Here is a 17,737-nt window from a genome sequence, read left to right on the forward strand (position 1 = left end):
TCCTATTTGTAACCGCGCTCGTCCCACCAGGGGAAATAGCTCGGCATGTCCGTGCTGACCTTGTTCTTGAATTCGGCCGGGCGCTTCTCGAGAAAGGCCACGACGCCTTCCTTGACGTCCTCGGAGCGACCGCGCGTATAGATGCCGCGGCTGTCGATCTTGTGCGCTTCCATCGGATCGTCCGCGCCCATCATGCGCCACATCATCTGGCGGATCAGCGCGACGGACACCGGCGCGGTCTTGTCGATGAAGGTCTTCGCCAGCGCGCGCGCGGTCGGCAGCAACTCATCGGGCGGCACGACCTTGCTGACGAGTCGGCCGGCGAGAGCCTCCTGTGCCGGGAACACGCGACCGGAGTAGCACCATTCCAGCGCCTGGGAGATGCCGACGAGGCGCGGCAGGAACCAGCTCGACGCGGCTTCCGGCACGATACCGCGCTGGGAGAACACGAAGCCGAAGCGTGCGGCTTCCGAGGCGATGCGGATGTCCATCGCGAGCTGCATGGTGGCGCCGATGCCAACGGCCGGGCCGTTCACCGCGGCGATGACCGGCTTGAGGCATTTGAAGATGCGCAGTGTCACCTGACCGCCGCCATCGCGCACCATCGGATCGCTGTAATCGACATCGCCGCTGGCGAGGCGCTTCACCGGGCCGCGCCGCGCATCGCGATCGAAGGTGTCGGCGCCCGAAGAGAGATCCGCACCCGCGCAGAAACCACGTCCGGCACCGGTCACGATGATCGCGCGCACATTGTCGTCGGCATCGGCTTTGTCGAAGGCATCGATCAGCTCGGCCTGCATGGTGGCGTTATAGGCATTGAGCTTTTCGGGGCGGTTGAGCGTGATGGTGAGGATCTGCTCTTCCACACTGTAGAGGATGGTCTCATAGGCCATGATGGTTTCTTCCCTGTTTTTATTTTGGTTCACTGGTCATTCCGGGGCGCGCCACTTGGCGCGAACCCGGAATCCCGACGTGTTTTCATTACTACTGGATTCCGGGTTCGCGCGCGAAGACGCGCGCGCCCCGGAATGACGTGCTAGGTGCAGGATTGTAGGATGGGTAGGGCCCTTGCGAAACCCATCCTTCGCACACAAGCGTGACGGGTTTCGCTGCTCTCAACCCATCCTGCGGAATTATGCTGCAGCGTTGGCTGCCGCTTCTTACGCTGGCAGCCGGGTTTCGACGATGCGGGCGAACATGCTGGCGCCGATGGGCAGGATTTTATCGTCAAGATAGTAGCCGGGATTGTGCACCGGCACCGAGCCTTCCTGGCCGACCCAGAAATAGGCGCCGGGCACAGCATGCAGCATATCGGCGAAATCTTCGGAGCCCATTTTCGGCTTCGCGCGGGTGATCACATTGGCGTCGCCAACGATTGTGCGTGCAACGTCTTCGACGGCCTTGGAATGTTCTTCCTGATTGACCAGCACGCTGAAGCCGTCGCGGATATCGACCTTGATCTCGCAGTCGAATGCCGTCGCAATGCCGGCGGCGAGCGCATGCATCCGCTCGCGGATCTGCATCCGGACCTTCTCGGAGAAACAGCGCACGGTGCCGCAGAGCTTGGCGTCATCCGGGATGACGTTATAGGCCGAGCCGGAATGGATCTGGGTGATCGACAGCACCGCGGATTCGAACGGATTGACGTTGCGGCTCACGATCGACTGCATCGCCTGACCGAGCGACATCGCGATCACGACAGGATCCTTGGAGCGCTCCGGCATCGCGCCATGGGCGCCGTAGCCCCGGATGGTGATGTCGAAGAAATCAGCGGCGGCCATTGCAGGGCCCGGGAAGATGCCGACTTCGCCGTGATTCATGTCTGGTGCATTGTGCAGACCGTAGATTTCATCGCAGGGAAACTGCTTGAAGAGACCGTCCTTGATCATCGCGCGCGCACCGCCGAGGCCTTCCTCGGCGGGCTGGAAGATGAAATGCACGGTGCCGTCGAAATTGCGAGTCTCGGCGAGATAGCGAGCGGTGCCGAGCAGCATGGTGGTGTGGCCATCATGACCGCAGCCGTGAAAACGGCCGGGAATGGTGGAGCGCCAGGCGAGATTGGTGTTTTCTTCCATCGGCAGCGCGTCCATGTCGGCGCGCAGACCGATGCGCTTGGTGCCCGAGCCTTTGCCCTTCAGCACGCCGACGACGCCGGTACCGCCGAGGCCGCGATGCACTTCCACGCCCCAGGAGGTCAGCTTGTCGGCAACGATGCCGGAGGTGCGGACTTCCTCGAAGCCGATTTCCGGATGCGCGTGCAAGTCGCGGCGGATGGCGGTGAGTTCGTCAGCGAAAGCGTCGATACGTTCGAGTGTGGGCATGGGTCTATCCGTTCACGGCACGAGGGCAGGTGATGAGGTCTGGGGCGTAAATGGTTCGCCGTTCGGCTTCAGCCGGATGCCCGGACGCAGATGTTTCCAGGGCAGCACCGACGTATCCGCCGGCATCGCGCCGGGCGCGGCGCAGATCAGCAGCTTGCCGGCGATGGGCTCGAAGTCGGCGCGGAAATGCACCGAGCTCTTGTTAACGAGAATGTTCTGCTCAGTCGGCTCGATACCGACATAGCGATACATCGACTGGTCGGCGAGCTGGGCCTTGTGCGAGGAGATGACGACGCGGACGTCGTCGATACGCAGACAGGCCGAGAGGCCCATATCCATGTCGCGACCGCCATAGTAGGGGCCATTGGCGACGAACTTGCCGTCCGACAGTTTCTCGACCACGAACATGTTCTCGTAAGGCGCATCGCCGGGAATGCCCGACTTGCCGCCGATGGAGAGTTTGACCGTGGCGCCTTCGCCGGCCTGATGGGCAGCCTTCGCCGCAGCGGGATCGTAGATCACGCCATGGGCCGCCTTGATCGCCTTGTTCTTCACCAGCGCGCGCAGCATGCCGGTGGTGTCGCTGTCGCCGCCGGCGCCGGGATTGTCCTGGGTGTCGGCGATGACGACCGGCTTGGTGAGGGTCTTCGCCAATTCCATGGCATGCAACACGCCTTCATCCGGCCTGTAGATCTTGCCGTCGAAATCGTCTTCGTGGCCCATCACCAGCTTGACGATGGTGTCCGCTGCGGCGTCGGCATCAGCCTGTGTCACGCCATAGGCGAATACGCTCGGGCAGCAATGCGCGAAATCGGCGGCAGGAAAGCCCGGGCAGAACGACAGCGTTGGCACCTGGTCATGTTCCAGGGCGGCCAGCTTCAGATAAATGCTCTTGGTCGGCTCGTCATTGGTGCATTGCCAGCTGATCGGAATCAGGAACGGCAATTGCCGGAACGCCTTGGCGAAGCGGTTGCCGGCGAGCAGCAAGTCCATGTGGCGTGCGCAGGCGCGGCCGGTGTCGGCCATGTCCACATGCGGATAGGTGCGATAGGCGATCAGCGCGTCGGTATATTCGACCGTTTCCGGCGAGATGTTGCCATGCAGGTCGAGGCTGACCACGAACGGGATGTCCGGCCCGATCACCTCGCGCACGCGCCGCGCGATTTCGCCTTCGCCGTCGTCGAGATGTTCGGTGACCATGGCGCCATGCAGATCGAGATAGACCGCATCGAGGGGAAGCGCTGCCCTGATGCCGTCAATCATCTCGCCGACGATGCGCTCAAACGCGTCCCTGGTGACATGCGCCGAAGGGCTCGCGCCGCAGGCGATGGTCGGGATCAGCTCCCAGCCGCGTGTCTCGGCTTCCTCGATAAAGCCGGCGAGGCCGACATTGATGCCACGCATCACCTTGAGGACGTCGGCGCCATGCGTCATCGACGGCCAGCCGCCGCCATGCACGAAGGCCTCATAGGTCGCCTTGGTCGGCGCAAACGTGTTCGTCTCGTGCAGAAAGCCGCCGACAGCGATACGGGTCATTCAGAATCCAGGGTCAGTTTCGGTATGGGCTCAGGCCGCCGGCACGGTGGTGCTGCCATCGACCGCGCGGAAGTTGGCGAAATCCCATCCTCGTCCGGGCGCCGCGTCAAGCAGCTGGCGCGTATAGGGCTGTTGCGGATTTGCGAGGACTTCCGCCGCCGGGCCCTGTTCCACCACCCGACCATGCTGCATTACGGCAACGTCGTCGCAAATCTGGGCGGCGACGCGCAGATCGTGGGTGATGAACAGGATGGCGATGCCGAGCCGGGTCTGGATGTCGTCGAGCAGCCGCAGCACCTGCGCCTGCACCGAGACGTCGAGGGCCGAGACGGCCTCGTCGGCCACCAGAACTTCCGGATCGAGGGCTAGCGCGCGCGCAATGGCGATGCGCTGGCGCTGGCCGCCGGAGAACTGGTGCGGATAGCGCGACACTGCGTCAGGTGGAAGACCGACCAGTTCGAGCAGTTCACGCGCTCTGGCCATGGCCACCGAATGTTTGGTGCCGAAATTGATCGGACCTTCGCAAATGGACTCGCCGATGGTGATGCGCGGATTGAGGGAACGATAGGGGTCCTGGAAGACGATCTGTATCTTCTTGCGGTGCGGCTGCAACGCGTGACGTGACAGATCGGAGATTTCGCGTCCGGCGAGACGGATGCCGCCCGAGGTTGGATCGATCAGTCGGACGATACAGCGCGCCACGGTCGATTTGCCGGAGCCGCTTTCGCCGACGATGCCGAGCGTGCGGCCCTTGCGCAGTGTCAGCGTGACGTCCTGGGCTGCGTGGACTTCGCGTGGTTTCCCGAACATGGAACGCTCGCGATAGACCTTGCCGAGCTCATTCGCTTCGAGCACGACTGGATTGAAGCCCACTTCCTCGCGGGCCGCGCGGGGAATGAGGCTCGGCACCGACGACAGCAGGTTACGAGTATAGTCCTGCGTGGGCGCGCTCAGAATATCCTTCAATGCTCCGGTTTCCACCAGCCGTCCATGACGCATCACGGCGACGCGATCGGCGATGTCGGCCACCACGCCCATGTCGTGAGTGATGAACAGCACGGCGGTGCCGTGATCCTTCTGAAGGTCGCGCATCAGCTTGAGAATTTGCGCCTGGGTGGTGACGTCGAGCGCTGTCGTTGGCTCATCGGCGATCAGCAGTTTCGGCTCCAGCACGAGCGCCATGGCGATCATGATGCGCTGGCGCTGGCCGCCCGACAGGCGGTGCGGATAGGACGCGAAGATGCGCTTCACATCGGGAAGCCGCACTTGTTCCATCATGTCGAGAATGCGCGCACGGCGGGCGCTGGCGCCGAGACTGGTGTGGGTGCGTAGTACTTCGTCGATCTGCTTGCCAACGGGGACGACTGGATTGAGCGCCGTCATCGGCTCCTGGAAGATCATCGCCATGGTGGTGGCGCGGAGCTCGCGCAGCCGCCGGTCGCTGGCCTGCAGCACATCTTCGCCGACCAACTTAATGCTGCCGCCGATGGCTTTGAGTGAATCTCGCGGCAGCAGGCCCATGGTGGAGAGCGAGGTCACCGACTTGCCGGAACCACTTTCGCCGACCACGCAGAGCGTTTCGCCCTGGCGCACCTGGAGAGAAATGCCGTCGATGATCTTCTTGCCGGCGCCGCTCTTGCCGACGCCGACGACGAGGTTTTCGATTTCCAGTGCGATGGGGCGGGTATTCACGGTGGGGTTCACTAGTTCACTCACTTGCCGGCCTCACGCTGTTTCATGCGGGGATCGAGCGCATCGCGGGCAGCGTCGCCGATCAGATTGACGGAGAGGATGGCAATCGAGAGCAGTAGTCCCGGCCAGAAGATCAGCGATGGCTTGACCTGGAAGAAGGCGCGACCCTCGGCCATGATATTCCCCCAGGTCGGGGTCTCCGGGCTGATGCCGGCGCCGAGGAACGACAGGATCGCCTCGGTGAGAATGGCGGATGCGGCGATGAAGGTGCCCTGGACGATCAGCGGCGCCACCGTGTTGGGCATCAGATGCTTCAACATGATCTTCGGCATGCTGGAGCCGAGCGAGATCGCCGCCTCCACATAGGGCTCCTCACGCGCCGACAGCACCACGGAACGCACCAGTCGCGCGACACGGGGGATTTCCGGAATAGTGATCGCAATCAGCACTGTCGTCAGGGTGGCGCCTGACAGCGACACGACGGCGATGGCCAGCAGCACGCCGGGCATCGCCATCAGGCCGTCCATGACACGCATCATCACAGCGTCGGCCAATTTGAAAAAGCCCGAGAACAGGCCGATGAACAGGCCGATGACAATACTGGTGACGGCGGCGCCGAGGCCGATCAGCAGCGAGATGCGACCGCCATAGAGGATGCGCGCCAGCACGTCGCGGCCGTAAGCGTCGGTGCCGAGCAGATATTCCGAACTGGCCGGCTTCAGCCGCAAGGCGGGTGCCAGCAATTGCGGATCGTGCGACGTCAGCCACGGTGCGAAGATCGCCGACAGGATCACCAGCGTCAGGCAAATCGTCGCCAAGGCGATAATCGGCGTCGCGGTGAGAAAGCCGAGCGACGGACCGCTGCGGGAGGGGAGGGCCGGGTTGGGAAGGGATTCGATCGCCATCAGATACAGATTCCTAGTAACGAATTCTGGGATCGAGCAGTGCGTAGGCAAGGTCGATAAGCAAATTGACCCCGACATAAACGCCCGAGGTCAAAAGGATCATGGCCTGGATCACGGGAAAATCCCGCGCCAGCACGGCGTCGACCGTCAAGCGACCGATGCCGGGCAGGTTGAACACGCTTTCGGTGACGACGACGCCGGAGATCAGCAGTGCGAAGCCGGTACCGATCACCGTGATGACCGGCACGGCGGCGTTACGCAGCGCGTGGCGGAACAGCACACCGCTCTCGTTGATGCCCTTGGCGCGCGCGGTGCGGACATAGTCTTCGCCGAGCACTCCGAGCATCGCCGCGCGGGTCATGCGCGCGATTAGCGCGACATAGACAAAGGACAGCGCAACGGTCGGCAGCGTGATGCGCTCGAAGAACGGCCCGAATCCACGCGAGATGCTGCGGAAACCCTGCACCGGAAACCAGCGCAGTTCGATTGCGAACACCTGGACCAGCACGTAACCGATCACGAACACCGGCACGGAGAAGCCGATCACTGACAGCGCCATCACGAAACGGTCGATCCATGTGCCATGTTTCCATGCGGCGATGACGCCGAGCGGGATCGCAACAAGGATCGAAACCAGCATCACGCTCAATGCAATGCTCAAAGAGGGCTCGATGCGCTGGTTGACCATCTGCAGCACAGGCACGTTGGAGATCAGCGAGGTGCCGAAGTCACCGTGCAGCAGCCGCCAGACCCAGCTGAAAAACTGCGTGTAGAGCGGTTCGTTGAGGCCGAGCTGCGTCCGGATGCGGTCGAGCTGCTCGGCCGTCGCGTTATCGCCGGCGATGATCGCGGCAGGATCGCCGGGCGTCAGCCGAAGCAGCAGGAAGACAAACAGGGCCACCACACCCATAACGGGTATGGCCGCAAGAATCCGGCGAATGAGGTATCCGAGCATGGCGCTTTCCTATTGGTGGTGTTGATCGAACGTAACTGGACCGCGTCGGTCAACCGGAAACGTCACGGGCTCGCTGCTCTTGGTCGTCATTGTCCGCGAGAAACACAGATTTTTCGAGAAACAATGATTCACTGTCGCAACTTGCCTCAACCCGAAGTTCGCTAAACTTAAACGTAAAGGTAGCAAGTCCTGTGCCACCGCCCGATTTGCGCCATGCGATGCATGTGCAAACCGGGCGACGTTGCATCAATCGAGGGTTGCCAGCAATCCCGCCATCAGGCGGCCACGATCAACAAGGCTCTGCGCGACGATATATTCGTTGAGCGTGTGCATATCGGCGCCATGAACGCCGAGCCCGTCGAGGGTCGGGATGCCCATCGCGCCGGTAAAATTACCATCCGAACCGCCGCCCTTGCTGCCATGGGTCAGTTCGGGCAGGCCGAGGCGACCATTGATGGCCTTGGCTTTCTCGAACAGCGCCATGGTCGCCGCGTTCGGTTCCCACACCGGGCGGGTGACGCCGCGGGTGACGTTGAAGGTCACGTCATTCTCGGTACCTGAGAGAGCGAGCATGCGCTGGACGCCGGCATCGAGATCTTCCTGACGCTTGGCCATGCTCAGCGCTTCGCCGGTGCATGACGAGGCAACGCAGTTGACCCATTGTCCGCCATGCACGATGCCGACGCTGAACGTGCAGTCCGGTCCGGTCATCTCGTCGATCTGCACGATCTTCTTCGCCATTTCGCGAATCGCGGAGCGGCCGTTCGACAGCGTCGCGCCCGAATGGCTGGGCCGGCCGATGGTTTCGAGATTGAAGCGGGCGATCGCATAGCGGCCAGTGGTGACACCGTTGCCCGCACTACCGGGCTCCGGCACCAGCACGTATTTGTTCCGCGCGGCTTCAGCTTCGATGATGTCGCGGGTCGATGGCGTGCCGACTTCCTCGTCGGGCGTGAACAGCACGGTGATCGGTAGCGGCGTCGTATAGGAGATACGTGCGAGCTGGCGGATGGCTTCCAGCGACAGATAATTGCCGCCCTTCATGTCGCAGATCGCCGGGCCGTAGCAGCGCTCGCCATCGCGGCGCCACTTCAGCTTTTCGATGGTGCCAACCGGGTGAACGGTATCCATGTGGCCCGCGATCAGGATGCCGGGTTCGCCGAATTTCGGATGTGGAAAACGGGCGCGGATGCAGCCGCCGAATCCCTGACGTCCCGCGATGCGCTCGATGGTCGCACCCATGATTGCCATGTCGCGTGCAGCGAGGTCGAGCATGCCGTTGACCGCATTTGCGTCCCATGTGGGGCTCTCGCATTCGACCCAGATGCGCAGGCCCTGCAACATGTTCTCGAGATCAAACGGGAGTTCGGCGGGGTTCATCAAGTCATTCCTCTTGGATGAGAATTTCGTCACGGATGATCAAGGCGCTCCGTGCCTGCGCACATTGCGAGAGTTTGTCGGCGAGAGTTCGCGCATGACTTAGCAGCAGCGCAATCGCCTTTGCAAATCGACAATGTGCATTGCAATGCATTCTACACCGTGTGGATGTATCGCGTGGAAAACGCGATTGACGCGCATCACGCTTGATGCCAAGTCCTTGAAGCCTAAATGATAAAGGCAATACGCGAAGGCGCCTAAAATTCTATCGCGTTGCATAATCGATCATCGATCGATGGTCAGATTCCAGTCAGGAGAGATTGAGTGTCCTACATGTCACGTTGGCAGCATTCTGCGGCCTTCACGAAATTTGCGCTGCCCGGTCTGGCGGTCGTCGTTGCGCTCGCGCTGCCGGTGCTGTCGTCGCCCGCGCATGCTGCAGGTAAGACCATCACTGCAGTGATGCATTCCGATCTGCGTGTGATCGATCCCGGTATCACCACCGGTTATATCGTCCGCGACCACGGCTACATGGTTTACGACACGCTGCTCGGCATGAACTCGAAATACGAGATCAAGCCGCAGATGGCCGACTGGAAGGTCTCCGACGACAAGCTTGTCTATACATTTACCCTGCGCGACGGCCTGCTGTGGCATGACGGCAAGCCGGTCACCGCCGAAGACTGCGCCGCGTCGCTGCAGCGCTGGGGCCGCAATGACGGCATGGGCCAGAAGCTCATGGATTTCACCAAGAGCATCGAGGCGCCCGACGCCAAGACCATCGTGCTGACGCTAAAGGAGCCCTACGGCCTCGTTCTGGATTCGATCGCCAAGCCATCGTCGCTGGTGCCGTTCATGATGCCAAAGCGTCTGGCTGAGACGCCCGCCGGCAAGGCGATCGCCGAGCAGGTCGGTTCGGGTCCGTTCAAATTCGTGCAGTCGGAATTCCAGCCCGGCGTGAAGGCCGTCTACGAGAAGTTCAAGGAGTACAAGCCGCGCTCCGAGCCGACCGACTGGCAGGCCGGCGGCAAGGTGGTAAAGGTCGATCGCGTCGAATGGATCACCATGCCCGATGCACAGACCGCGGTGAATGCGCTGCAGTCGGGTGACATCGACTTCATGGAAAATGGTCCCTACGACCTGCTGCCGGTCCTGGCGAAGGATCCGGAGCTTAAGATCGAAGTGCTCAACCCTCTGGGCTTCCAGACCTTCGGCCGCATGAACTTCCTTAACCCGCCCTTCGACAATCCGAAGATTCGCCGTGCCGCGTTTTTGGCAATGAGCCAGAAGCCGGTGCTGGATGCGCTGGTTGGCGATCCCAAATATTACAAGGTCTGCGGCGCGGTGTTCGGTTGCGACACGCCGAATGCGACGGATGTCGGTTCGGAAAGCCTTGTGAAGGGCAATGGCGTCGAGGAAGCCAAGAAGCTGCTCGCCGAGGCCGGTTATGACGGCACGCCGGTGGTGATCATGGCGCCGACCGACGTGACCACGTTGAAGGCGCAGCCGATCGTTGCGGCGCAACTGCTCCGCAATGCCGGCTTCAAGGTCGAAGTGCAGGCCACCGATTGGCAGACGGTGCTCAGCCGTCGTCCGAGCCAGAAGCCCATCAAGGAAGGCGGCTGGAACATGTTCTTCTCGAACTGGGTCGGTGCCGACATTCTCAATCCCATCAGCAATGTCGCGACCTCCGGCCGCGGCAAGAGCAATGGCGGCTGGTTCGGCTGGAGCGAAGATGCCGAGCTGGAAGTGCTGCGCGACAAATACGCACGCGCGACCACGCCGGAAGAGCAGAAGAAGCTCGCCGCCGAGATCCAGAAGGAGATCTATGACAAGGTCATCTACATCCCGCTCGGCGAATACAAGGTGCCGAGCATCTGGCGCACCTCGCTGACCGGCGTCACCCAGGGCGCTGCCATTCCGATGTTCTGGAACATCGACAAGAAGGACTAACCGGCGCCGCTGTCGCGGTTCGTGTGAAGTAACAGAACGCCGGCCTGAGTGATCAGGCCGGCGTTCTTGTTTTTGCGAATGACCTCTCCACGAGCGATGCGTTCGATGGTCGCACCCATGATTGCCATGTCGCGTGCAGCGGGGTCGAGCATGCCGTTGACTGCGTGCGTGACTTGGCAGCAGCAGGCAATCTCCTTTGCAAATTGACGATGTGCATTGGAATGCATTCTGCAGCATGTGGATGTAGCGCGTGGAAAACGCGATTGACGCGCATCACGCTTGATGCAAGTCTTTGATGTCTAAAAGATAAAGCCAACGCGTGGCGGCGCCTAAATTTCTATCGCGTTGCACAAGCAATCATCGACCGATGGTCAGTTTCAAGTCAGGAGAGATCGAATGTCCTACATGTCACGTTGGCAGCGTTCTGCGGCCTTCACGAAATTGACGCTACCAGGTCTGGCGGTAGCCGTTGCGCTGGCGCTGCCGGTGCTGTCGTCGCCCGCGCATGCTGCCGGCAAGACCATCACCGCAGTGATGCACTCGGATCTGCGCGTGCTCGATCCGGGTATTACCACGGCCTATATCGTGCGCGATCACGGTTACATGGTTTACGACACGTTGCTGGCGATGGACGCAAACTTCAAAGTCCAGCCGCAGATGGCGGAGTACAAAGTCTCCGATGACAAGATGGTCTATACTTTCACGCTGCGCGACGGCCTGAAGTGGCACGACGGCAAGCCTGTCACTGCGGAAGACTGCGCCGCTTCGTTGCAGCGCTGGGGCCGCAATGACGGCATGGGCCAGAAGCTCATGGACTTCACCAAGAGCATCGAAGCCCCCGACGCCAAGACCATCGTGCTGACGCTCAAGGAGCCCTATGGCCTCGTGCTCGACTCGATCGCCAAGCCATCGTCGCTGGTGCCGTTCATGATGCCGAAGCGTCTCGCCGAGACGCCCGCCGGCAAGGCCATTCCGGAGCAGATCGGTTCGGGTCCGTTCAAGTTCGTGCAGGCTGAATTCCAGCCGGGCGTGAAGGCGGTCTATGAGAAGAACAAGGACTACGTGCCGCGCTCCGAGCCTGCGAGCTGGGCGGCCGGTGGCAAGGTCGTCAAGGTCGACCGCGTCGAATGGGTCACGATGCCCGATGCGCAGACCGCGGTGAACGCGCTGCAGTCCGGCGACATCGATTTCATGGAGAACGGTCCCTACGATCTGCTGCCGATTCTCGTCAAGGACAAGGACCTCAAGATCGAGGTTCTGAACGAGCTCGGTTACCAGACGTTGGGGCGTATGAACTTCCTGTTGCCTCCCTTCGACAACGTCAAGGTGCGCCGCGCGGCATTCCTCGCGATGAACCAGAAGCCGGTGCTCGATGCGCTGGTCGGTAATCCCGACTACATGAAAATCTGCGGTGCCATGTTCGGCTGCGGCACGCCGAATGACACCGACGTCGGCTCGGAAACCATGGTCAAGGGCAGCGGCATGGCGGAAGCCAAGAAGGCGCTGGCCGAATCCGGTTATGATGGCACGCCCGTGGTCATCATGGCGCCCACCGATGTGTCGTCGCTGAAGGCGCAGCCGATCGTTGCAGCGCAGCTTCTGCGCGATGCCGGCTTCAAGGTCGAAGTGCAGGCCACCGACTGGCAGACCGTGGTGACGCGCCGCGCCAGCCAGAAGCCCGTCAAGGAGGGCGGTTGGAACATGTTCTTCACCAATTGGGTCGCTGCTGATATTCTTAACCCGGTTTCCAACGTCTCGACGTCGGGCCGCGGCAAGAATGGCGGCTGGTTCGGATGGTTCGAGGACGCCAAGATCGAAGAACTGCGCGACAAGTATGCGCGCGCAGCGACGCCTGCGGAACAGAAGGCTGCCGCTGCGGAAGTCCAGGCCCGTGCGCTCGAGCAGGTCGCGTATCTGCCGCTTGGCGAATACCGGATCCCCAGCATATGGCGGAAGTCGCTGACCGGCGTGCTGCCGGGCGCCGCCACTCCGGTGTTCTGGAACATCGACAAGAAGGAGTAACCGGCGCCGCTGCGGCGGGCAGGTTTGAATAAGAGAGCGCCGGCCTGAGTGATCAGGCCGGCGTCTTTGTTTTGAGGCAGGCTTTGCCCGTCCTGCGGTGTTGGTATAAACAGATTTAAAGTTGCTCTCGCCCACGCCCGATCTGTTCGACATGCCTATGGGAACGAAGCGCAAAGCCCAGCCAGCAGCCGCTAGCAAGAAGAGATGGCCACATGACGTATGACGAGCGCGTTGAGCAGGCGATCATGGCCCATGACGTCGATGCGTTGATTGAATTTGCTTATGGTTATCCCTGCAAATGCACCACGCGCAGGGGCGAGCCGATGTGCGTCTGCAAAATGCAGGCACAGGCCTTGCGCAAGAAGGTCGCGCCGCGCGCGCTTTTCAGCGGAAGAATTGAACGCGTCTAGGAAACTCAGCGCTCGGGCGAGGCGGCGGACACGACCAGCAGCACGTCGGCCTTGGGCTTGCCGATGCTGCGCACCCAGTGCGGGGTCTCTCCGGAAAAGTACAGGCAGTCGCCTTTCTTCAGGACGATCTCTTCGTCCTCGATCTTGATCGCCATCTTGCCTGATATGACGAACAGGAACTCCTCGCCCGCATGCGATGCGCGCGGCGCGAATTTCAGCGGCGGCCGGATCAGGAACGGCTCCATCATCTTGCGTGTGCGTCCCGCAGCCAGCGCCAGCAGATCGACGCCGTCGTCCTGCATGGGGGTTTGCGTTTCGTCCTGCCGGAACAGCGTGTAACGCGGGGCCGGCGTCGGGTTGGGGTCGAACAGATAGGTGACGTTGACATCGAGCGCCGCGGCGAGGCGCAGCAGCGCATTGACCGACGGCGTTTTCAGGCCGCGCTCGACGAGGGAGATATAGCCGCGCGTCAGCTCGCTCTGGGTGGCGAGCTGATCCAGCGTCAGTCCCTTGGTGGTGCGTAGCTGGCGCAGGTTGAAGCCAACCGCATTCTTGCTGACGTCGAGCAACGTCGATCTCCTGATGAGGTGCTTGTTCTTTTAGAGGGCGCGCGGCGATGGTGGAAGGGCCGTCTCGCTGATCTCTTTGAAAGAGCTCCAGAGCGATGCCGGAGTGTTTCTGCAGGAAAACATTGCTGCAGATATTTCCAGCACGGGCAAGGATAATTTAGGCAAAAGCGCCGGAGAATGCCGATTTTTAGCCTGCTTTATGTGCATCGGCTGCCTTTTGCCGATTTAGGCATCAGATGCCGATTTTCGTGACGTTGATTTCTGTCAGTAAACCTGTTGGATTTTGATGACGGGAATATGTCCTCAGAAAACGACACGAAGGCCGATATATGATCAAGCGTTTGAAGCCCGGTAAGCGGCTCAGCATGGCCACTGTTCATGGTGGTCTCGTTTATCTCGCAGGACAAGTGCCGGACGATCTGTCTGTCGGTGTCGAAGCGCAGGCCGCCGAAGTGCTCGCCAAGATCGATGCACTGCTCAGCGAAGCCGGCACCGACAAGTCATCGATCCTGAGCGCCACGGTGTGGTTGCCAAACATCGCGGATTTCGCGGCTTTCAATACGGTCTGGGATGAGTGGGTGCCGGCAGGCGCATCGCCTGCACGCGCCTGTGTCGAAGCGCGGCTCGCCAATCCCTCGATCAGAGTCGAGATCGCAGCCATCGCTGCGATTCTCTAGGGAATCGCTGCCATTCCTTAGGCATCACCACCGCCTGCGCTGAGGCGACTGAAGCAACAGCGAAAGTTCACGAGAAGACCCGGACTGCGCCGCGAGATGTCGCGGCACGGAACGAGCCCACGCGCCTGAAACTGAACATGTCTTTTGAAGGAGTGAACATGACCGTCGCAGAAGAATTCAATACAGTCACCGCCACGGCGGAGAATCCCGACGATGCGGCCATGCGCAAGATCGTCTGGTCGAGCGTGATCGGCACCGCCGTCGAGTGGTACGACTTCCTGATCTATGGCGCGGCAACCGCGCTGGTGTTCAACAAGGTGTTCTTCGCCGCCGGCGATCCGGCACTCGCAACTATCGCAGCCTTCGGCACCTATGCTGTCGGCTTCCTCGCGCGTCCGCTCGGCGCGGCGATCTTCGGTCACTATGGCGACCGTGTCGGCCGCAAGGCGATGCTCGCTATTACGATCATGGTGATGGGTCTCGGCACATTCGCCATCGGCCTGCTGCCGACCTATGCACAGATCGGCATCGCAGCGCCGATCCTGCTCATCGCACTGCGCTTCCTGCAGGGCATCGGCCTTGGCGGCGAGTGGGGCGGTGCGGTGCTGATGGTGGTCGAGAACTGTCCGACACATAAACGCGGCTTCCTCGGAAGCATGGTGCAGGTCGGCAATCCCGTCGGCAATCTCGCAGCCATCGGCATGTTCGCGCTGGTGTCGCAACTGCCTGAAGAAGACTTCATGAGCTATGGCTGGCGTATTCCGTTCCTGATCTCGATCCTGCTGGTCGGCGTCGGCCTCTGGATCCGCATGAGCATGGAAGAGACTCCGGCCTTCCGCGCGCTCAAGGTGAAGAATGAAGTCGCCAAGATGCCGATCGTTGACATCTTCAAGTATCACCGCCGTCCGTTCTTCACCGCCGTCGGTCTGAAGATCTCGGAAATCGCTTATGCCAGCATCGCCGGCGTGTTCATCATGTCCTATGCGACATCGAAGCTCGGCCTGTCGCGCGGGCTGGTGCTGAACGGCGCCTTCATCGCATCCTTTGTCGCGCTGTTCTCGATTCCCTTCTTCGGCTGGCTGTCGGACAAGGTCGGTCGCAAGGCGATGTTCTATGCGAGCTGTCTCTTTTGCGCGGCTTTCGCATTCCCGATGTTCTGGCTGCTGGATACGCGTGATCCGACCATCGTGATCCTCACCATCGTCGTCGCAATCTCGTTCGGCCAGATGGTGATGTTCGGCATCGGTGCGCCCTGGTATTCGGAGCTGTTCACTGCGAAGCTGCGCTATAGCGGTGCCTCGCTCGGCTTCCAGGTCGGAGCGGCTATCTCTGGCGGTCTCAGCCCGTTGATCGCGGCGTCGCTCATGACATGGGCCGGTGCGACCTGGCCGGTATCGGTGTTCCTGATCTTCTGCGCCTGCATCACCGCAATCGCGACGTCCTTCGCGCCGGAAATGGCGAACAAGGAACTGACCTGAACGCAGTCTTCGTCATGCCCGGCGCATGCCGGGCATCCACGTCTTTGACCGCATGAAGACGTGGATGGCCGGGACATCCAGCGAAGCCGCGCTTCGCGCTTTGCCCGGCCATGACGGAGCGATGTGTCGCCCAAGCCTCTACAAGGACGAAAGCAATGCTCGATACCGTTACTTCCGCATCCACTGCCGTGGTCTCGTCATGGACCGGCGTGGTGCGCTATCTCCACATCACGCCGCGCGCGTTCCTGCCGATGCGTGAAATGCCAGAACTCACTTTGATTGCCGGCAAGGGCATCGAGGGCGATCGCTACATGATCGGTCGCGAGGAGGGGTTCTATTCGCACAAGCCCGAAGAGGGGCGTCAGGTCACGTTGTTCGAATACGAGACGCTGGTAGCCCTGAAGCGCGATCACAATATCGATCTCGCCCCCGAGGAGCATCGCCGCAATGTCACCGTATCCGGCGTGCCGCTGACGCATCTTGTTGGCCGTCAGTTCTGGCTCGGCGAGACGCTGCTGGAATCGACGCGGTTGTCGATCCCGTGCCGGCATATCGAGGAGATCACCGGCAAGGCGATCTTCGATCCGCTTATCAATCGCTCCGGCCTCAACTGCAGGATTCTGCAGGGTGGCACCGTGCGTGTCGGCGACGCCGTGCGGAACGTGCAATGAGCGCGGTGCTGATCACCAGGGTTAGGACCGTCGTCGACAAGATCGAGGACGGCGGCCAAGGCATCAAGCTGTTCTCGCTGGTCGATCCCGATCACTGGGAGCTGCCGCCGTTCCGGCCGGGTGCACATATCGATCTGCATTTGCCCCGTGGATTGGTGCGGACTTACTCGCTCTGCAACGATCCCGCCGATGACAAGCGCTATGCCGTGGCAGTGAAGCGCGAGGCCGAAGGGCGGGGCGGTTCGATCGTACTTCATGACGCGGTCAAGGTCGGCGACACCATCGGCGTGACGCTGCCGCGCGGCGGGCTCGATCTGTCTGCGGATGTGACGCGCTTCACCTTCATCGGTGGCGGCATAGGCGTGACGCCGTTCTTGTCGGCGGCGGCCTGGCTCAAGCGCATGGGCCGTTCGAAATTCATGCTGCACATGATTGCGCGCGGTGAGCCGCCACTCGCCGATCTGCTCGCGCCGCTGCGCAAGTCCGGTCATGTGGTGATTCACGACACGTCGAGCGGGCAACGCCCGGATATCGCGGCACTGGTCGGCCGGCCGCTGTCGGATGTCGCGCTTGCCTGCTGCGGCCCCGACGGCATGATCGACGACTTCGAACAGGCATCACGCGACTGGCCCGCCGATCGCGTTCATATCGAGCGCTTCGTGCCGCCGCCGCTGCCGGTCGATCCCGACGCCAAGCCCTATGTGCTCGCGCTCGCAAAATCGAACCGGGAAATCACCGTGGCTGCAGGACAGACCATGCTGTCGGCGCTGACAGATATCGGCATCGACGTGCCGGCATCCTGCTGCGGCGGCATCTGCGGCTCCTGCAAGGTGGACTGGCTGGAAGGGCAGCCGGTGCATCGCGACCGCGTGCTGTCGCCGGCGGAGCGCGAACGCAGCCTGCTGGTCTGCGTGGCGGGTTCCGCTGGGGATCGTCTGGTTCTCGATCTCTGACGTCCGATCTGACAGCCAAACAGGCGGCAACGGTCATCCGTTGCCGCCTGTTTGCGTTCAATCGAGGGGCGCGGCGTTCCGGTCAGCGAACGCCCGCTTTGGATGGCTTACAAACATACCTTGATGGCTTAACTAATTCTTAGAAATTGCGCAAAGTGCGCAAAAAGTGTTTGATGTCTGCGTAATTTGCGCATATCGGTGTGCGCAGGGGCTCCTGA

Annotated in this window: 16 protein-coding genes; 7 read left to right on the forward strand and 9 right to left on the reverse strand. The window is 61.5% G+C overall.

The window, feature by feature from the left end:
- Positions 1-2: 2 nt before the first annotated feature.
- From AC1DUY_RS15050 to AC1DUY_RS15080, 7 genes are all read right to left on the reverse strand, one after another.
- A complete protein-coding gene (locus AC1DUY_RS15050; RefSeq protein WP_478115302.1) occupies positions 3-893 on the reverse strand; it encodes a crotonase/enoyl-CoA hydratase family protein in 891 nt (296 codons plus the stop codon).
- A gap of 267 nt (positions 894-1,160) precedes the next feature.
- Positions 1,161-2,321 carry a M20 aminoacylase family protein gene (locus AC1DUY_RS15055; RefSeq protein WP_478115229.1) on the reverse strand — a complete coding sequence of 387 codons (1,161 nt, stop codon included), beginning with the start codon at positions 2,319-2,321 and terminating at the stop codon, positions 1,161-1,163.
- A 12-nt stretch (positions 2,322-2,333) separates the two neighbouring features.
- Positions 2,334-3,857 (reverse strand): M81 family metallopeptidase, encoded by a 1,524-nt coding sequence (locus AC1DUY_RS15060; protein WP_478115231.1) that lies wholly within the window; start codon positions 3,855-3,857, stop codon positions 2,334-2,336.
- Positions 3,858-3,887: 30 nt separating this feature from the next.
- On the reverse strand, positions 3,888-5,573 hold the full coding sequence (locus AC1DUY_RS15065; protein ID WP_478115233.1) for an ABC transporter ATP-binding protein: 1,686 nt from the start codon (positions 5,571-5,573) through the stop codon (positions 3,888-3,890).
- Positions 5,570-6,454 carry an ABC transporter permease gene (locus AC1DUY_RS15070; RefSeq protein WP_089264943.1) on the reverse strand — a complete coding sequence of 295 codons (885 nt, stop codon included), beginning with the start codon at positions 6,452-6,454 and terminating at the stop codon, positions 5,570-5,572. The genes AC1DUY_RS15065 and AC1DUY_RS15070 overlap by 4 nt, the downstream gene beginning before the upstream one ends.
- A gap of 13 nt (positions 6,455-6,467) precedes the next feature.
- Positions 6,468-7,409, reverse strand: a complete 942-nt coding sequence (locus tag AC1DUY_RS15075; RefSeq protein ID WP_089264942.1) for an ABC transporter permease — start codon at positions 7,407-7,409, stop codon at positions 6,468-6,470.
- Positions 7,410-7,655: 246 nt separating this feature from the next.
- The gene (locus AC1DUY_RS15080; protein ID WP_439064324.1) at positions 7,656-8,789 is read right to left on the reverse strand and encodes a M20/M25/M40 family metallo-hydrolase; all 1,134 of its coding nucleotides are present in this window, start codon (positions 8,787-8,789) and stop codon (positions 7,656-7,658) included.
- Positions 8,790-9,119: 330 nt separating this feature from the next.
- On the opposite strand from AC1DUY_RS15080, the gene AC1DUY_RS15085 reads away from it, so the two are divergent.
- Positions 9,120-10,739 carry an ABC transporter substrate-binding protein gene (locus AC1DUY_RS15085; protein WP_478115304.1) on the forward strand — a complete coding sequence of 540 codons (1,620 nt, stop codon included), beginning with the start codon at positions 9,120-9,122 and terminating at the stop codon, positions 10,737-10,739.
- On the opposite strand, the gene AC1DUY_RS15090 is transcribed toward AC1DUY_RS15085, so the two are convergent.
- Positions 10,736-10,966: a hypothetical protein gene (locus tag AC1DUY_RS15090; RefSeq protein ID WP_089264939.1), complete on the reverse strand. Its 231-nt coding sequence runs from the start codon at positions 10,964-10,966 to the stop codon at positions 10,736-10,738. The genes AC1DUY_RS15085 and AC1DUY_RS15090 overlap by 4 nt on opposite strands.
- Positions 10,967-11,135: 169 nt before the next feature.
- On the opposite strand from AC1DUY_RS15090, the gene AC1DUY_RS15095 reads away from it, so the two are divergent.
- Both AC1DUY_RS15095 and AC1DUY_RS15100 read left to right on the forward strand, forming a co-directional pair.
- Positions 11,136-12,761: an ABC transporter substrate-binding protein gene (locus AC1DUY_RS15095; RefSeq protein ID WP_089264938.1), complete on the forward strand. Its 1,626-nt coding sequence runs from the start codon at positions 11,136-11,138 to the stop codon at positions 12,759-12,761.
- Positions 12,762-12,973: 212 nt separating this feature from the next.
- A complete protein-coding gene (locus tag AC1DUY_RS15100; protein WP_089264937.1) occupies positions 12,974-13,171 on the forward strand; it encodes a hypothetical protein in 198 nt (65 codons plus the stop codon).
- Positions 13,172-13,176: 5 nt separating this feature from the next.
- Here the strand turns inward: AC1DUY_RS15100 and AC1DUY_RS15105 are convergent, their stop codons facing one another.
- A complete protein-coding gene (locus AC1DUY_RS15105; protein WP_478115237.1) occupies positions 13,177-13,740 on the reverse strand; it encodes a helix-turn-helix domain-containing protein in 564 nt (187 codons plus the stop codon).
- A 329-nt stretch (positions 13,741-14,069) separates the two neighbouring features.
- Between AC1DUY_RS15105 and AC1DUY_RS15110 the strand changes: the two genes are divergently transcribed.
- From AC1DUY_RS15110 to AC1DUY_RS15125, 4 genes are all read left to right on the forward strand, one after another.
- On the forward strand, positions 14,070-14,417 hold the full coding sequence (locus AC1DUY_RS15110) for a RidA family protein (RefSeq protein WP_116664285.1): 348 nt from the start codon (positions 14,070-14,072) through the stop codon (positions 14,415-14,417).
- A gap of 221 nt (positions 14,418-14,638) precedes the next feature.
- Positions 14,639-15,895 carry an MFS transporter gene (locus AC1DUY_RS15115; protein ID WP_439073046.1) on the forward strand — a complete coding sequence of 419 codons (1,257 nt, stop codon included), beginning with the start codon at positions 14,639-14,641 and terminating at the stop codon, positions 15,893-15,895.
- A gap of 155 nt (positions 15,896-16,050) precedes the next feature.
- Positions 16,051-16,566, forward strand: a complete 516-nt coding sequence (locus AC1DUY_RS15120; protein WP_231080107.1) for an MOSC domain-containing protein — start codon at positions 16,051-16,053, stop codon at positions 16,564-16,566.
- Complete coding sequence (locus AC1DUY_RS15125) at positions 16,563-17,519, forward strand: PDR/VanB family oxidoreductase (protein WP_478115240.1); 957 nt, start codon at positions 16,563-16,565, stop codon at positions 17,517-17,519. The genes AC1DUY_RS15120 and AC1DUY_RS15125 overlap by 4 nt, the downstream gene beginning before the upstream one ends.
- Positions 17,520-17,737 lie beyond the last annotated feature (218 nt).

The sequence above is a fragment of the Tardiphaga sp. P4_G1 genome (assembly GCF_056401215.1).

Excerpts from the sequence above, each read along its gene's own strand:
- AC1DUY_RS15050 (WP_478115302.1), bottom strand. The coding sequence starts at position 893 with ATGGCCTATGAGACCATCCTCTACAGTGTGGAAGAGCAGATCCTCACC.
- AC1DUY_RS15055 (WP_478115229.1), bottom strand. The coding sequence starts at position 2,321 with ATGCCCACACTCGAACGTATCGACGCTTTCGCTGACGAACTCACCGCC.
- AC1DUY_RS15060 (WP_478115231.1), bottom strand. The coding sequence starts at position 3,857 with ATGACCCGTATCGCTGTCGGCGGCTTTCTGCACGAGACGAACACGTTT.
- AC1DUY_RS15070 (WP_089264943.1), bottom strand. The coding sequence starts at position 6,454 with ATGGCGATCGAATCCCTTCCCAACCCGGCCCTCCCCTCCCGCAGCGGT.
- AC1DUY_RS15075 (WP_089264942.1), bottom strand. The coding sequence starts at position 7,409 with ATGCTCGGATACCTCATTCGCCGGATTCTTGCGGCCATACCCGTTATG.
- AC1DUY_RS15080 (WP_439064324.1), bottom strand. The coding sequence starts at position 8,789 with ATGAACCCCGCCGAACTCCCGTTTGATCTCGAGAACATGTTGCAGGGC.
- AC1DUY_RS15085 (WP_478115304.1), top strand. The coding sequence starts at position 9,120 with ATGTCACGTTGGCAGCATTCTGCGGCCTTCACGAAATTTGCGCTGCCC.
- AC1DUY_RS15090 (WP_089264939.1), bottom strand. The coding sequence starts at position 10,966 with ATGCATTCCAATGCACATCGTCAATTTGCAAAGGAGATTGCCTGCTGC.
- AC1DUY_RS15095 (WP_089264938.1), top strand. The coding sequence starts at position 11,136 with ATGTCCTACATGTCACGTTGGCAGCGTTCTGCGGCCTTCACGAAATTG.
- AC1DUY_RS15100 (WP_089264937.1), top strand. The coding sequence starts at position 12,974 with ATGACGTATGACGAGCGCGTTGAGCAGGCGATCATGGCCCATGACGTC.
- AC1DUY_RS15110 (WP_116664285.1), top strand. The coding sequence starts at position 14,070 with ATGATCAAGCGTTTGAAGCCCGGTAAGCGGCTCAGCATGGCCACTGTT.
- AC1DUY_RS15115 (WP_439073046.1), top strand. The coding sequence starts at position 14,639 with ATGCGCAAGATCGTCTGGTCGAGCGTGATCGGCACCGCCGTCGAGTGG.
- AC1DUY_RS15120 (WP_231080107.1), top strand. The coding sequence starts at position 16,051 with ATGCTCGATACCGTTACTTCCGCATCCACTGCCGTGGTCTCGTCATGG.
- AC1DUY_RS15125 (WP_478115240.1), top strand. The coding sequence starts at position 16,563 with ATGAGCGCGGTGCTGATCACCAGGGTTAGGACCGTCGTCGACAAGATC.